Below are 14,472 nucleotides of genomic sequence, written 5' to 3'. Positions count from 1 at the left end.
ATGATGATTCGAAAGCCAGCCGGCCGACCATTGGGCGATACCGAATACCTGCTGGAACAGTGGGGATGGTGGCGGATGGATGGGGCAGGCGTTCCCAACTACATCTCACCGACATTTGCGCTAATGCGCCAGGCGATGCCGCAGGTGTCTGCGAGCAAAAGCTATTGCATTACAGATGAATGGGCCGGCGCTATTGATAACGCAGTTGCGCGCCTCTCACACCGTGATCGACAAATGGGCGACATTATTTGGCTCTACTACGGTGCTAAATGGCCAATGGTACGGGTTGGCAAGCATTACGGTATAAGCGAAGGGAAAGCGCGGGAGCTGGCGAGAGCAGGGGCGGCATGGATCGATTGTGCTGTCAATTCAATGCGGCAAGCGGCCTAATCTACCAGTCGATTGCTGTCTATTGCGAAAGACAGCAATCGACCGAGACTGTGTAAAAACGTTTTTGAGCGCGACAGGTACTCAAAATCGGACTGGAAATCGCGTTTCTACGCGAAATCCACATATGCCTGACGTGCCGATAAATTTCAGATTTAACGTAGATGCGCATACTTCAATTTTGGTGAAGCGTTTTTACACACTCTGGACCCATTGCTGCCTGTCATGAAGGGCGGCTAGAGCAGTCGTAAGCGTCCGGCAAACACGCCTTCCTGAAGCCATCGCTTAGGACGATGGTGTCCACCTATTTAAGTGGACACCATTTTTAGCCCCACAAGCGGATCGCCATGCGCCAACGAACCTCTTACGTAGGCAGGGTTTATGGAGCGCTGTTGATGCATTGCGCTCTATATGCCGTTGTTCGATTGGCGGCTGGTCGGTATATTCATGCAGCAAGCGCCCTTCGGTCGTATGGCAGATTCTCTGCCTACAACTGCTCGGCATGTACTAGGGCGCACCGCCGGGAACAGTCGAGATAATGCTACTAAAGCGAACAGTGAAATCAGATCGGTATCTTCCATGACCGTCCCCTTCAGATCAGCTCACGTACGCTGACACCTTTTGGCAGGGACTCTCTGTTGATAGTTACCTGGTAGTCACCGAAGCTGCGGGCGGGTGTATCGGTCTCACCATGCACCCGAGCGACCTTCACTGTATCGAACAGCACATGGGCCGGCGCATTACCCATTGGATGTTCGTGTTTGAATATGATCAGCTTGCGTGCCGCCATTTCACCACGGGTAGAGGATCGGTCATGTTCGAACATGTTGATCAGGCTGCGCCAGAGCAGTTCGAGATCGTCTTCAGAGAAACCAGTCCGCTCAGCCAACTTGGCTGAGACAAAACCGTGGGCGCGGTACAGTCCGTAGGGAATGATGTGTTTACGGCCCATTGTACGGTTGTCGCCGCCTTGCTCCTCGGCTTCTTTCATCGTGGTCACGGCCATGCGGGTGATGGCGATTTCAATGGGCACCACCGGATCGATGGAGGTGGCAAAGGCCATTTGAATCGGGCCTCGCACCTGACCGCAGTTAACGCCTGTGCTCATCACCGCGCCAAATGTACGCACGTCGAAGAAGTTGGCGCACATCCAGTCGGTCAGCTCCTTGGCCTTCGCCAAGTCTTTGGGTAGTTTTTTGTAGCCATCCTTGACATCAGCTGCGATATCCAAGGCTTTCCATGCCAATTCGTGCTGACTATTCAGTACGGATTTCTCCTGCATATAAATGGCGTAACCCGCACCGTTCTCTTTCTCCAAACTGACGTAGTTGCGGATCTTGCGTTTGAGGCAAACATCGGAGACTAACCCCTGGCTGGTCTCAGGGTCGAGGCGCGGAAGGTTGCCAGCATCCGGATCGCCATTCGGATTGCCATTAATGACATCGAACAAAAAGACAAACTCGTAACGGTTGGCGATGATACTCATTGTTCTGTTCCTTGCACTTTGTCGGGCGACTTATTGGTGCTGGCTTCGCTGTTAGGGCTAAAGTGCGCCTGGGATTGTTGGTAATAGCCGATGGCGAAGCGCCCCTGATCCTCAAGTTTCAATCCGCGTGGGAATTTGGTACCGGAGCCATCTATGATTTCGCCTATCTCGCGCTCCAGGTGATGGGCCAACCTCGGTTTTTCCTTACGCAGCTTGGCCAGATGGTTATGCGCATTGCGCAACAGCATCGGAAAAATCGTGCTGGGGGTTGCTGACGCCACGCCGTAATAGCGATCACGGATACTGGTATTGATAGCGCCTAAGGCACAGAACTGGGCGCTTTCCAATGCGGCGAACAGCCGCCCCAAGCGATAACCGGTGTTGCTGGCTTCCCTATCGAGGCTCGCAGGCACTTCCTCGTTGACTCCCTTGACACCAAGTCGCAGGTCGCGCACCAAGACTGCCTTACACATCGCTACCCGCAAACCGGAGACATCTCCATCGGCGCGCATACGCATGATCACGTTGGTCAGCAGGCTTCGCGGGTAGCGGTTGCCAGTCAAAACGGCGCGGGTAATTTCACCGGCCAGTTGTGGCGTAATATCTTCGACCTTAGCTTTGCCATTTCGGCTGGGGGCCGTAGCGTTGAGTAAGCGCCAGATCGCGGGCTCGTTTTTCCAAGGCGCCGGCTCGATATGTAGATCCTGGTAATGCTCGGCCAATCGTTGCGCAAAAAAAATCAAGCTGCCTGTCTGCCAGAAACGGACTGACAGGCGAGCAGCATTCGGTACCAGACCCAGCACGAACAACTGCGTGCTCTCCTCCAGTTGTAACCCCAGATCACGTAAGGAGCTGCGCTTACCTACAGCATCCAGTATGCAACGTAACTTGGCGGCTTCCCGGACATCGTCGCTGGGTGGACTGAGCAGGTCAGCAAACACCCGTTCGGCATTACTAGCCTCCTCTGAAGTCTCGGCTATGGCCCAGAACACGACGCTGGCATCACCAATTTGCACGCGCTGGCGGTTATGTTCATCTCGTCGCAACAGATGGTTAAGCGCCATCGTGTAGGCGAAAGCCACGGCCTCGGAGATGGGGGCGTTTTCGCCCTGGCTTTTATCGTATGAGCAAAAGGATTCCAGGTTGAACGCGACGATGGAAGCACCGGAACTTTGGGCACCATTGACCCCCTTTATAGCAGGGTGAAGACGCGCCAATGGCAGACACTGGCCCGTCACTAGGCATAAACCCTCACGACTTTTAGAACTCGTCAGCAGCTTGGCTCTGAGAAGTCGCGCGGCAGGTTGCTCATGCAGGTAGCATTGCTCACCTTCGAGGCGGAACACAAAGTTGGCATCGAGCATTTCTTCACTGAACAATGGCGCTTGAAATCGATCAGGAGACCAGCTATCAAGAAAAGCCAAAAGTGCTTGAAGGGAGGGATCAAACTCATCAATCAGGCATTGCTGATGTAGGGTCTTGAAAGCCTGGTGTTCTTGGTTGGTGCGCCCAATTGCCTTAGTACTGACGCCCAATACATAACTGGATTTGTCCCAGAGAAAATTGGGCTTTATTCCGAGCGTTCGTTTTTCTGATTGAGGAACAGTTAGGCGCTTGGGCTTCGGTTTCTTGCCGGAGGCGTCGCGCACATCCAGCACATCAACCAGATCGCCCTTGGCCGACAGTACTAGCGCATAGCTGATGTACTCCTCGCTATAGCCAAACACAGGCACCTTGTCTTGCCCGGCCAAGTGCAGGTAATAGTCATTGAGCGCAGCGAGGATCATGCCTTCGCCGCGATAAAGGGCGGCACTTCGATAAGGCCATCGAGCATCTGCGCCCGGAAAAAATGTGGGGTTATGTCATCAGCAAAATCGATGTCATGAAGCATCCAGCCCAGATCACGAGCCCCGATCAACGCTGCATCGGCAATCGGCTCGCCCATGCCGGGCTCAAGCAACTGGAAATTGGCGGGAAACTCGCGCACTCCCAAACAGGGTGAATGGAAGTACTGCCCCTTGCGAGCGCGACGATTGAAAATATCCAGGTGTTTTCCTATAGAGTCGCTGTCATCGGCCTTTTCGGTCAGGACGAAGTGTGCATCGATGACATAGGCGACATCCCTCAGGACGGTGGCCGAACGCTGCTGGCGGTGTTCACTGATAAGGGTAATCAGACCGTCTGTGCGGTTGGCCTTCATGGCCTTACCAACACTGTCTGTGGATAGTTTTCCGCCCACCTCGTTACGCCGCAGTGACTCGAAGCGAATCGGTTTGAGGACTTTAATTCTATCCACCGACCAGCGAATTGCTGGTTTCCAATGTATGGCTTCAAGAATACCGCGCGCCGCAGAGGGAGTGATAACGTCATAAGAGAGACGCTCAACCTTCATTTCTGGCCGGGTAAAACAAGCGCGTTCTCCCCAGATCAGCAATCGAACTCCGTAGGCCATCTGACCCTCCTACTCAGTTTGCTTTCCACGCCAGCGAGACCGCGACCTCTGCTTACCAAAACTACCGTTCGCTACTGATTAAGTTTGGATTAGGCGTCTCCCCCCAGAAGGTATAGTCGCCAATAGGTAATTGCAGGTTGTCCTAGCGGAATTTCAACGCTGTTTCAGGGAAGAATAGACTTTGATCGCGTGCCTGATGATTTTGGTTGAAGGCGAACTTAAGCGTTACCTAGATACGCAGCTCGGCCGCACTCCGATGGTCAAACGGGGCCGAAACTGCTTCAAACGAGGTGCGGTAGGTGTTCAATTCGCGCAAACATGTCGGGTGCGATATCCATCGGATGGTCGTCTTCCTCATGCCACAGGAACCTTCAATCTACACGCCCGCGTGAGGAGTGACATAACAGTTTGGGCATACAGTAGTGCCCTGGGAAGTTTCAATCCGCACGCCCGCGCAGGGCGCGACACCACCTTTATCTTATAGTCCAATTATGGATATAAAGAAAACTCTCCAGTTTTCGCGCACCGCAACGTATTACCACGGTATGCGTCCGGCCATCACGCCTTGCGTAACTAAACCGGTTGCCACTTATGCCGCAGTAACTGGTCGATTTCACTCGCCCGCTGCGTCGGCAGGCGCGTGAGAACATCCTTCAGATAAGCAATCAATCCCAGTCGTTCACAAAAACCGGAGCCCTCCCGTTATTGTGGCGCGGGGTCGGGAAGCTGGACTCATCTGTCCACCGACCGCTTTTGGCCGATTCTGTTGAAAAAGTCGGTCATCCAAAACTGCCTGATCATTGATCGGTGAAAACGCCTTTTTTGCACGCTGCTGCGTGAAATCTGCGTCTGCAAACCTCTGCCGAAAATAAAGATTTCAATCTCGGACGCGTACCTTTCAGCTGCGGAAACCGTGGCCGACTTTTTCAACAGAATCGGCCGATTTCTGCCTGTCACCAAGGACTGTATCCGACTCATTGCGGACACTTGGAATGATGCGACGAGACGATTAACCGTGCGCGAGCCAGAAGGATCAAGGGAGGTTAAAGGCGGCGTAGAAATGTCCTGATGATTGATTTCGTAGCATCGCTTGTGTCCAGATCATGAAACGCGTTCAAAGAATGCCAAATGCACTCGAAGATCTCGTTCTGAGGTGTGGCGTTTTCGGCCTCTGGAACAGAGGCTTCAAAAACATGGTGGCGCGTGTTGCCTGCATCGAACTCAAAAATGTACAGGAGCTGATCAACGTTTAGCCCGGTTTCTTCTTGGAGTTCTCGAGCAGCAGCTCCAGCGATAGCTTCGCCAGTTTCCACCTTGCCACCAGGCAGAGCCCATTTTGACCTCGGTTTGCGAACGAGCAAGATTTGCCGATCTCTCTCGCATATGACTGTAGCTCTGACTTTCATCTTCTGACCCGGAAGGCATGCCATTAAATTGTAATAAAAATGTCATCTTCAAGGAGCGTTTATCGACGAATGCAACCTTTAGAGCCCGTCAAACTCAAAAAAGTGCCAGATTGCCTTAGGAATGAGTGATTTTGATGTGACCTTCGCGAATGACCCTTTCTGGCCGATTCCTGTCTGCCTCGAAGGGCTGCATCGAAGTTGGGTAAAATTTCGCTTTTATTTCGGAAAATCCTTTTCCGCGCGGGATGGATTTGCTTTTATAGCAGCGTGTGTTGCTGTCAACGCAGCGAGACGCCTTTTAAGAACCCGACCATCGAGTCGGGTTTTTTGTGCCCATTTATGAGCCCTGCCAGCGAGCAGGGCTTTTTTATTTTTGGTTCCGCCACGCCCTTCGCTCCGAGCTGAGAAGTGCTGCTGGAACCAATCTATTGCGCTTTCCCGAAAGGGAGAAACCCGGATGACCAACATGCCCGATAAACCAGACACATGGCTGCTCGTTCTCGCGTGGCTTGGGCAGCATGCGCCGACGATTTACGCCGGAGCATTGTCATTCGTGGTCGGTGCCTTGCGGATCATTTACGGCGGTGGCACGCGGCGACAGGCGTTGCTTGAAGCTTCTCTGTGCACGCTGATCACCATTGGCTTGATTCCGTTACTGGAGTACTTCGGTTTACCGCAGAACTTCGCCACGGCTGCGGGTGTGTTCATCGGATTTCTTGGCGTAAAGAAGATCGCCGATCTGGCTGATCGGTTCGCCGACTTCAAGTTTCCCAAATCGGATTCGGCGCCATGAAACGCTGCCCTTGGCTGCTGCCTTTTGTGCTCCTGCTGGCCTACGTCATGACAGGCCACATCCACTGTGGTGATTCGCCGGCCTGCCAGCCGCTCGCCGCTCAATCACTCAATCGTGAGATTTAGAGAATGGCCTACACCCAATACGAAACCGTCGTCGCCAACACTCCCGAGGAGTTGACGGCCAAGCTGGCTCAGGCTATTGCCGAAGGCTGGCAACCATACGGTGGCCCTGTCTCCATCACTGAAGGCTTTCAAGTGCTTCAGGCTGTGGTGAAGGGAACGAACAATGCAGTCGGTACGCCAGGCGACATCACCTCGGAAAACATCTCGGACGCCTCGGATGTCGGCAAGGCTGTGCTGGTGAGTGTCGACGCCGCTGCTGCTCGTGTTGCTATCGGCAGTGGGACTTCCGACTTCTCGGGCAGCTACAACGACCTGACCGACCAGCCAGTCATTCCAGCCGAGGGTGATGCCGCACTGCTGGAAGCCGGCACAGACCTCGTCGCGCATACCTGGTCAGCCAAACTGATTCATGACGAGATTGCCCGCCAGATTGCAGCGCTTCCGGCATGAGCATCATATCCACAAACTCGACTGCCTCCGTTTTAAACGCGATCTCCAATCAGCGCAGGATGAGGGTCTCCAAACCCACCGGGGACCCTGGCAACTTCCAAAGAACACGGGGCATAAGACTCGCGCAAACGCGTTAGCGGCACCCCTCCAAAGTTAGTTAACTGGTTAACTCCCTTGGTTAACTGGGCTGAAAGCCTTATGGACTGTGGCTTACAGGGCGGTTAACTAACGAATTAACCTGGTTAACTCAGCCAACTGTCACGTCGACTGAAAGTCAGTCGGGCCGTGGCTTTCAGCTTGGTTAACTAAGGCAGTTAACCAAGAGTTAACTAAGCAAATGACTGAAAGGCTATGGATTTGGCTGAAAGCCAGGCGGGCCGTGGTCTTGAGGTGGTTAACCTAGGAGTTAACCGACTATTTTACTCGGTTAACTCTCGGCCCAGCCGGGTTCACCGTAAGGCATGGACATGACAGCACTCACCAAAGCGGAGTTCGCCGCTCGCCAAGGCTGGTCGAAACCCTATGTGTCGAAGTTGGCCAAGAGCGGTCGTCTGGTTCTGATGGCGGACGGCATGGTGGATGTCGAGGCCACGGACCGATTGCTGTTCAGCACCGCGGATCCGAGCAAAGCCAATGTGGCGGCGCGACATGAGCGTGAACGGATACAGCGCAGGCCGGAAGGCAATACCCCGGGGCCCCAGATCGAATACGAGCCATCAACCGTTTTTTCGCAGCAGGCGCCAATGACTGTCGAGGGTATTCCAGACTTTCAGGAGTCTCGTGCCTACCGCGAGTTTTATGAGTCACGCCTGACCGAGAGCGAATTTCACAAAAATCGCGGCGCCCACGTCGAGTTGGAGGCCGTTAAAACGGCGGCGTACACGACCGGGCGGATGTTGCGGGATCTGTTGCTGGGTATGCCGCCACAGTTGGCCCCCGAATTGGCCGCCATGAGTGATCACTGGCAAATCGAGAAGCACCTCACTGCCGCATTGCGCCGGGTGTTGGACGATGCCGAACGGATGTCCTCGACAGACCTCATCCATTCTTTGACTGCAGCGAGCTAATCCATGTCAGCGGAAATGCCCGACGGTGCAGCGGTGTACCGGGAGGCTTATTTCCGCGGGCTGCGGCCAGAGCCGGATGTCTGGATCGATCAGTGGGCTGACGAGTTCATGCGCATCCCGCGGGATGCAGGGGCCGCCGAACCCGGGCAGTACCGCACGGCGCGTACACCGTATGCCCGCGAGCCCATGCGTTGTTTGTCACCGGCCCATCCGTGCAAGCGCGTGGTCACCATGGTGGCCTCGCAGTTGATGAAAACCCAGATCGCTTTGAACTGGATTGGCGGCCTGATCCATATGGCGCCGTCCAACATTCTCACGCTGCTGCCCAGCCTGGGGTTGGCCAAACGAGTCTCGTCGCGCATCGGCAAGACCATCAAGGCCACCCCGGTTCTGCGCGAACGAGTGGCCGCGAACCGTTCGCGGGATGCGCGCAACACCATGGACACCAAAGAGTTTGAAGGTGGTTCGTTGTACGTCACCACCGCCGGCTCGGCGGCGAACCTGTCGGAGTTGTCGGCCCGCTACATCTATGGCGATGAAGTGGATCGCTGGGTGGTGGACGTTGGCGAGGAGGGCGACCCGATTGAGCTGGCGGAAACCCGCGGCAGTACGTTTGGCCGTAACGCTAAGTTCTACTTTTCCAGTTCGCCAACGATCAGGGGTGCCTCGCGCATTGCCGATCTGTTCGAGACCAGCGACCAGCGTTTTTATTATGTGCCCTGTCCGAATTGCGGGCACATGCAAGTCCTGGAATGGGAACGCCTGCATTACTCGGCGGATTGCCAACTGGCGCACTACGAGTGCGCCGGGCCTGACTGTGATGTGCTGATCGAAGAACATCACAAGGGCGAAATGTTGGCCAAGGGTGAGTGGCGCGCCCATGCCCAGGGCGATGGCGAAACCGTCGGTTTCAACCTCAATGCGTTGTACTCGCCGCCCGGCTGGACGGGGTGGGCCGCGCTGGCTAAACAGTTCGAGAAGGCCAAGACAGCCATGTCCCGCGGCGATCTTGAGCCTATGCAGGTGTTCTACAACACCCGTCTGGCCAAGGTTTGGGACAGCGCCCAAGAGCAAACGAAAGCGGATGTCCTGATGGCTCGGGCACGCTTGGAAACTTACGGGCTGGGTTCGATGCCGTTCGCCGTGTTGATGCTCACGGCCTCGGTCGACGTTCAGGCCAACCGGCTGGAGTTTATGGTGGTCGGGTGGGGCGCCGGCATGGAGCGCTGGATCATCGACTACCAGGTGATCTGGGGCGATCCCGCCGACGACCGCACCTGGTCGGTGCTCGATGACAAACTCAAGGCACGTTACCCGCATCCGTGTGGCGCGGAGCTGACGATCCGGGCCGCTGGCATCGACTCCGGCGGTAACCACACCGACGAGGTGTACCAGTTCTGCCGGCTGCGGCGCTGGCGCAACATTTTCGCGGTCAAGGGTGCGAGCAAGCCAGGTCGTCCGGTGATTGCGCAGCGGCCATCAATGATGGATGTCACCTGGAAAGGCCTGACCGAGCGCAAGGGCGTGGAGTTGTGGTTCGTCGGCACCGACACCGCCAAGGACTGGATCTACAACCGCTATCCGGTGGAGGACGGTCCCGGTGCATTGCACTTTGCCAATGACCTGCCAGATGATTTTTTTGCCCAGTGCGTCGCCGAGCGCAAGGTGACTCGCTACGTCAAAGGCTACAAGAAAATCGAGTGGGTCAAGGGCAAGGCTGAGCGCAACGAAGCCCTCGACTTGATGGTGTACAGCCTGGCGATGGCGCATTACCTGGGGCTGAATCGCTACAAGGAACACGACTGGGAAAGGGTGAGAAATGCTCTGTTCCAGGCGGCGCCACCGGGCGATAAAGCCGTGTCAGCTGAGCGTATCAGCAGCCCCGCGACACCCCGGCAGCAACCGGCTGATCCCGTACCACCACCGGCCACGCCGGCAGCAGCACCGCTGCCGATTGCACGGCCTCCACAGCGTCGAAGCTCCAGCAGCGGCTACCTCAAAAAACGACGCTGAGTGAAAGCACGCAATTGCACACCACGTTGTTTTTTACTTTAGAGCGACCCCCATGGCCTTTACCCAGCAGCAACTCGATGCAGTCGAGAAGGCAATTGCGCGCGGCGAAAAAATCGTGCGCTACGCCGATCGCAACGTCGAGTACCGCGACATCGATGAATTGCTCAGGGCTCGCGACGAAATTCGTAGCTCGCTGATCGCAGCGGCCGGTCCGCGATCGCGCATCGTGCGGCTTTACCATGGAGGCAAGGGACTGTAATGGCTCGTCACTTCCCCACCTTGGGCCGCAGCGGATTCCTGATCCCGTCGAACATCAAGGCCAGCTATGAAGGGGCTGCCGAAGGGCGTCGCTCTGCCAGTTGGGATGCGCCCGACGCCGGTTTCAACAGCATTGCCATTCCGGCGTTACGCAACCTGCGCTCACGTTCACGGGCGGCAGTGCGCAACGACCCCTACGCCTTCAACATCATCGACAAACGGGTCAGCAACCTGATCGGCACGGGCATCACGCCGCGGCCGAAAACCCAGGACGATGACCTTCGACATCTGTTGCAGGAGCTCTGGGCCGACTGGACTGAAGAGTCCGACGCCGATGGCCTGACCGACTTCTACGGCCAGCAAGCACTGATCGCCCGCACGGTGGAAACGGCTGGCGAATGTTTTGTCCGCCTGCGTCCGCGCAGCGTCGATGAGGGTCTGGTGGTGCCGTTGCAGCTTCAGGTGCTGGCGCCGGAGTTTGTCCCGCACGACAAGTTCGAGATGGCGCGTAACGGCAACATCATTCGCGCCGGCATTGAGTTCAGTCCGGACAGTCGCCGGGTCGCGTATTGGATGTACCGCTCGCATCCCGGTGATGCCTCGTCGTTGAACAGTGGCTACAACCAACTGGTGCGCGTACCGGCCAGCCAGGTGTTGCACATTTTTGAGCCGGTCGAACCAGGTCAGTTGCGCGGTCTGCCGCGTTTGTCGCCGGTGCTCAAGCGCCTGCGCAGCCTGGACAACTACGACGACGCGGTGTTGTTCCGCCAAGAGGTGGCCAACCTGTTCGCCGGCTTCATCAAGAAGCCTTCACCGGATGACATTCAGACCCCGGTAGACCCGGTGACCGGTGCGCCGCTGAACCTCGCCTCGGATGGTTTCACGCCCATGGTGGCGTTGGAGCCCGGAACCATGCAGGAGTTGTTGCCAGGGGAGGAGGTCGAGTTTTCCACTCCGCCGGATGCCGGCAACAACTATCCCGACTTCATGCGCCAACAGTTGATGGCAGCGGCGGCCGGCGCCGGGATGCCATACGAAATCCTCACCGGCGACATGCGCGAAGTGAACGACCGAGCGCTGCGGGTGGTGCTTACTGAGTTCCGGCGTCGTCTGGAGCAGCTGCAATTTGGTGTGTATGTGCACCAATTGTGTCGCCCGGTGCGGGCCGCGTGGATGGACATGGCAGTGCTCAGCGGTGCCGTGTTGTTGCCGGACTACGCCCAGCGCCGCCGTGAGTACCTGCGTACGCGTTGGGTGCCACAGGGCTGGGCTTATATCCATCCAGTTCAGGATGTTCAGTCGCGCACGATGGAAGTTAACGCGGGCTTTGCCTCGCGCAGCGAGATGGTCCTGCGCACCGGCTACGACGCCGAAACGGTGGACGAAGAAAACGCTGCCGACGCCGAACGGGCTCGGGGCAAAGGTCTGAATTACAGCACGCTCGTCGAACTGCTTCAGGCGTTCGACGATAAGGAGCAAGCATGAGTAAGAAAACGCCTCCGCGTATTTACAACAAGGCCGGCCAGCAAGTGCCGGTGCAGGACAAAAGTTGGTACGCCGTGCACGCCAGTGGCGAAGCCACCGAGCGCGTGATCGAAGTCTTTGTGTATGGCGAGATCGGCACCTGGGGCATTACCGCCAGTCAGTTTATGCAGGATCTGCGCGCCATCGATGACGGCGTGTCACCGGTGATCGCGGCGTTCAACAGCATCGGCGGCGACCTGTTCGACGGGTTGGCTATGCACAACACGTTGTCACGGCTGGGCGAGCGTTGCACGGCACGCATCGATGCCTTGGCCGCGAGCGCGGCCAGTGTCGCGGTGTGCGGTGCGCACAAGGTGGTGATCGCGTCGAATGCCATGCTGATGATCCACAACCCATGGACCTATGCGGCCGGCGATGCCGACAGCTTTCGCAAGGTGGCCGATGTCCTCGACCAAACCATGGAGGCGATCATCGCGGCCTACAAGGCCAAGGCACCGGACATCGATGAGGCGGAGTTACGAGGTTTGGTGGCCGCCGAGACCTGGTTGACCGCCAGTGAGGCAGTGGCTCTGGGGCTGGCCGATGAGGTGGGCGATGGGGTACAGGTCAAAGCCTGTCTGGGGCAGGGCGGGGTAATGCAGCGTTACCAGCACACCCCAGCTGAATTGCTGGCCCAGCTCGATGAGTTGCCTGACCCAGATCCGAAGTCGGAGCCGGCGCCAAACGATCCACCCGCACACGTGGTCGACTCGGCCAAGCTGGCGCTACTGATAACTCAACGTTGCGCGGAGGCGGGGATCAGCAACCTGGTCGCGCCGTTGCTCAGTTCGACCCAACTTGAAAGCGAAGAGATTGTCCTGGCGGGACTGACCCGGGCCAAGGCGGTGCATGACCTGTGTGTCGCGGCACGACTGCCAGAACTCAGCCTCGAGTATGTGGCCGCGGGGCTGGATGAGCCGGCGGTACGCGCGCGGCTGTTCGACAAGATCGTCAGTAGCGGCAACGGTTTCGAAATCGACAACAGCGTGCCCCTCGACGAGGACCCAGCACCGAAGGTACAGGCGAAACAACCGAATCCGTCTTCGATCTGGGCAGCCCGTCAGGCCGTCCATGCGGGGCAATCCAACAGTGCAAAAGGAGCACGAGCATGACCGTAAAGTACGAAACGCTACACGCTGGCGAGTTTCTGCTCTCCGAAGGGGCCGGGAAGATCTCTCGTGAATCCATTCTGGTGGCTGCAGGTGCTGCTTTGAATGCTGGCCAGGTGCTGGGGCTGGTCACGGTGACCAATGAGTTTGCCCCATACGATCCCGCCGCCACCGACGGCTCCGAAGTGGCGGCCTGCATCCTCTACGGGCCGCTGGGCGAGTCGACCGAGGAGCGTCGCGCCAGTGCTGTGGTGCGGCTGGCCGAGGTCAGCGTGGTGCATTTGACCGGTTTCGACGCTGACGCTGAAGCCGCCTTAGCGGCTCAATTTGTGATAGCCCGCTAAGTCAGCCCCCCTTACCCCAACCCCGCCTTGTGCGGGGTTTTGCTTTTCTGGAGAGTCCCTTCATGGCCGACATTGGCATTTTTACCGACGATGTTTTTTCCGTGTCTTCGCTGACCGCGGCGATCAATGAGCAAGAATACTTGCCGGGCCGCATCAGCAGCCTGGGCCTGTTTCGTGAGGAAGGCATCAGTACCCTGACCGTGCAGATCGAAAAGGACGGCAACACCCTGGCCCTGGTGCCGGCGGGTGAGCGCGGCACCTCGGGTCTGGTCGTGGGTGCAAGCAAGCGTCAGATGATCCCGTTCAACACCGTGCACCTGCCGCAGCGTTTCACCATCAAGGCCGACGAGATCCAGGGCATTCGTGCCTTTGGTACGACCACCGAGTTGCAGGCCGTGCAGGGCGTAGTGAACACTCGTCTGAGCAAGGCCAAGCGTCAGCTCGATGCCACCCATGAATTTCAACGCATGGGCGCACTGAACGGCCTGGTGCTGGATGCGGACGGCTCGACGGTCCTGCTGAACATCTATCAGGCGTTCGGTGTGGAGCAACAAAGCTTGTCCATGGGCCTGAACGACTCGGCGACGAAGATCCGGGTCAAGTGCGCCGAAGCGCTGGACATGCAGGACGATGAACTGGGTAGCGTCACCAGCTCGGGCGCGCGGGCCTTCTGTGGCAAGAATTTCTGGAACAAGCTGATCACGCACAAATCGGTTGAGGAAACCTACCTCAATACGATTCAGGCAGCCGAATTGCGTGGTGATGCGCGGGACAGCTTCGAGCTGGGCGGCATCGTCTGGGAGCGCTACCGCGGGCGCATCGCTGGCGTGTCCTTTATTCATGACGATACAGCCCTGTTGATTCCCGAAGGCGTGCCGGAACTGTACATCTCCTGCTTTGCCCCAGCGGACTACATGGAAACCGCCAACACCCAAGGCCTGCCGTATTACAGCAAGCTGGAACCACTGCCGTTCAACAAGGGCATGGCCGGTGAAGCCCAATCCAACCCATTGCACCTGTGCACGCGTCCACGGGCACAGATCCTGCTGACGCTCTGA

General features: G+C 57.2%; 14 protein-coding genes. 10 read left to right on the top strand and 4 right to left on the bottom strand.

Annotated elements, in window-relative coordinates; all coding sequences use genetic code 11:
- A complete protein-coding gene (locus tag CD175_RS15260) occupies positions 1-390 on the top strand; it encodes an antiterminator Q family protein (RefSeq protein ID WP_205886339.1) in 390 nt (129 codons plus the stop codon).
- Positions 391-979: 589 nt separating this feature from the next.
- On the opposite strand, the gene cas7c is transcribed toward CD175_RS15260, so the two are convergent.
- The 4 genes from cas7c to CD175_RS15235 form a co-directional block, all read right to left on the bottom strand.
- Complete coding sequence (gene cas7c, locus CD175_RS15255) at positions 980-1,873, bottom strand: type I-C CRISPR-associated protein Cas7/Csd2 (RefSeq protein WP_104449537.1); 894 nt, start codon at positions 1,871-1,873, stop codon at positions 980-982.
- Positions 1,870-3,660, bottom strand: a complete 1,791-nt coding sequence (gene cas8c / locus CD175_RS15250; RefSeq protein ID WP_104449536.1) for a type I-C CRISPR-associated protein Cas8c/Csd1 — start codon at positions 3,658-3,660, stop codon at positions 1,870-1,872. Before cas8c ends, cas7c begins: the two co-directional genes overlap by 4 nt.
- On the bottom strand, positions 3,657-4,325 hold the full coding sequence (gene cas5c / locus CD175_RS15245) for a type I-C CRISPR-associated protein Cas5c (RefSeq protein WP_104449535.1): 669 nt from the start codon (positions 4,323-4,325) through the stop codon (positions 3,657-3,659). The genes cas8c and cas5c overlap by 4 nt, the downstream gene beginning before the upstream one ends.
- 1,043 nt (positions 4,326-5,368) lie before the next feature.
- Positions 5,369-5,731 (bottom strand): NUDIX hydrolase, encoded by a 363-nt coding sequence (locus CD175_RS15235; RefSeq protein ID WP_104449957.1) that lies wholly within the window; start codon positions 5,729-5,731, stop codon positions 5,369-5,371.
- 457 nt (positions 5,732-6,188) lie between these two features.
- On the opposite strand from CD175_RS15235, the gene CD175_RS15230 reads away from it, so the two are divergent.
- The 9 genes from CD175_RS15230 (at position 6,189) to CD175_RS15190 (ending at position 14,472) form a co-directional block, all read left to right on the top strand.
- Positions 6,189-6,524 (top strand): phage holin, lambda family, encoded by a 336-nt coding sequence (locus tag CD175_RS15230; RefSeq protein ID WP_104449534.1) that lies wholly within the window; start codon positions 6,189-6,191, stop codon positions 6,522-6,524.
- Positions 6,525-6,652: 128 nt separating this feature from the next.
- Positions 6,653-7,099, top strand: a complete 447-nt coding sequence (locus tag CD175_RS15225; protein ID WP_104449533.1) for a DUF1737 domain-containing protein — start codon at positions 6,653-6,655, stop codon at positions 7,097-7,099.
- A gap of 467 nt (positions 7,100-7,566) precedes the next feature.
- A complete protein-coding gene (locus CD175_RS15220) occupies positions 7,567-8,166 on the top strand; it encodes a terminase small subunit (protein ID WP_104449532.1) in 600 nt (199 codons plus the stop codon).
- A gap of 3 nt (positions 8,167-8,169) precedes the next feature.
- Positions 8,170-10,179, top strand: coding sequence for a phage terminase large subunit family protein (locus CD175_RS15215; protein ID WP_104449531.1), 2,010 nt, complete (start codon positions 8,170-8,172; stop codon positions 10,177-10,179).
- Positions 10,180-10,231: 52 nt separating this feature from the next.
- The gene (locus tag CD175_RS15210) at positions 10,232-10,438 is read left to right on the top strand and encodes a phage head-tail joining protein (RefSeq protein WP_027923826.1); all 207 of its coding nucleotides are present in this window, start codon (positions 10,232-10,234) and stop codon (positions 10,436-10,438) included.
- Complete coding sequence (locus CD175_RS15205; protein WP_104449530.1) at positions 10,438-11,922, top strand: phage portal protein; 1,485 nt, start codon at positions 10,438-10,440, stop codon at positions 11,920-11,922. Before CD175_RS15210 ends, CD175_RS15205 begins: the two co-directional genes overlap by 1 nt.
- Positions 11,919-13,073 carry a head maturation protease, ClpP-related gene (locus CD175_RS15200; RefSeq protein WP_104449529.1) on the top strand — a complete coding sequence of 385 codons (1,155 nt, stop codon included), beginning with the start codon at positions 11,919-11,921 and terminating at the stop codon, positions 13,071-13,073. Before CD175_RS15205 ends, CD175_RS15200 begins: the two co-directional genes overlap by 4 nt.
- Entirely contained in the window at positions 13,070-13,414 is a 345-nt protein-coding gene (locus CD175_RS15195) for a head decoration protein (RefSeq protein ID WP_104449528.1), read from the top strand. The genes CD175_RS15200 and CD175_RS15195 overlap by 4 nt, the downstream gene beginning before the upstream one ends.
- Before the next feature lie 62 nt (positions 13,415-13,476).
- The gene (locus CD175_RS15190) at positions 13,477-14,472 is read left to right on the top strand and encodes a major capsid protein (protein ID WP_104449527.1); all 996 of its coding nucleotides are present in this window, start codon (positions 13,477-13,479) and stop codon (positions 14,470-14,472) included.

The sequence above is a fragment of the Pseudomonas laurylsulfatiphila genome (genome assembly GCF_002934665.1).
GTDB classification, from domain to species: Bacteria; Pseudomonadota; Gammaproteobacteria; order Pseudomonadales; family Pseudomonadaceae; genus Aquipseudomonas; species Aquipseudomonas laurylsulfatiphila.
The sequence above is the reverse complement of the archived record's forward strand: the minus strand, read 5'-3'. Positions and strand labels throughout refer to the sequence as shown.

Bases quoted from the DNA above. Each gene is read 5' to 3' on its own strand.
- CD175_RS15260 (WP_205886339.1), top strand. From the start codon at position 1: ATGATGATTCGAAAGCCAGCCGGCCGACCATTGGGCGATACCGAATAC.
- cas7c (WP_104449537.1), bottom strand. From the start codon at position 1,873: ATGAGTATCATCGCCAACCGTTACGAGTTTGTCTTTTTGTTCGATGTC.
- cas8c (WP_104449536.1), bottom strand. From the start codon at position 3,660: ATGATCCTCGCTGCGCTCAATGACTATTACCTGCACTTGGCCGGGCAA.
- cas5c (WP_104449535.1), bottom strand. From the start codon at position 4,325: ATGGCCTACGGAGTTCGATTGCTGATCTGGGGAGAACGCGCTTGTTTT.
- CD175_RS15235 (WP_104449957.1), bottom strand. From the start codon at position 5,731: ATGAAAGTCAGAGCTACAGTCATATGCGAGAGAGATCGGCAAATCTTG.
- CD175_RS15230 (WP_104449534.1), top strand. From the start codon at position 6,189: ATGACCAACATGCCCGATAAACCAGACACATGGCTGCTCGTTCTCGCG.
- CD175_RS15225 (WP_104449533.1), top strand. From the start codon at position 6,653: ATGGCCTACACCCAATACGAAACCGTCGTCGCCAACACTCCCGAGGAG.
- CD175_RS15220 (WP_104449532.1), top strand. From the start codon at position 7,567: ATGACAGCACTCACCAAAGCGGAGTTCGCCGCTCGCCAAGGCTGGTCG.
- CD175_RS15215 (WP_104449531.1), top strand. From the start codon at position 8,170: ATGTCAGCGGAAATGCCCGACGGTGCAGCGGTGTACCGGGAGGCTTAT.
- CD175_RS15210 (WP_027923826.1), top strand. From the start codon at position 10,232: ATGGCCTTTACCCAGCAGCAACTCGATGCAGTCGAGAAGGCAATTGCG.
- CD175_RS15205 (WP_104449530.1), top strand. From the start codon at position 10,438: ATGGCTCGTCACTTCCCCACCTTGGGCCGCAGCGGATTCCTGATCCCG.
- CD175_RS15200 (WP_104449529.1), top strand. From the start codon at position 11,919: ATGAGTAAGAAAACGCCTCCGCGTATTTACAACAAGGCCGGCCAGCAA.
- CD175_RS15195 (WP_104449528.1), top strand. From the start codon at position 13,070: ATGACCGTAAAGTACGAAACGCTACACGCTGGCGAGTTTCTGCTCTCC.
- CD175_RS15190 (WP_104449527.1), top strand. From the start codon at position 13,477: ATGGCCGACATTGGCATTTTTACCGACGATGTTTTTTCCGTGTCTTCG.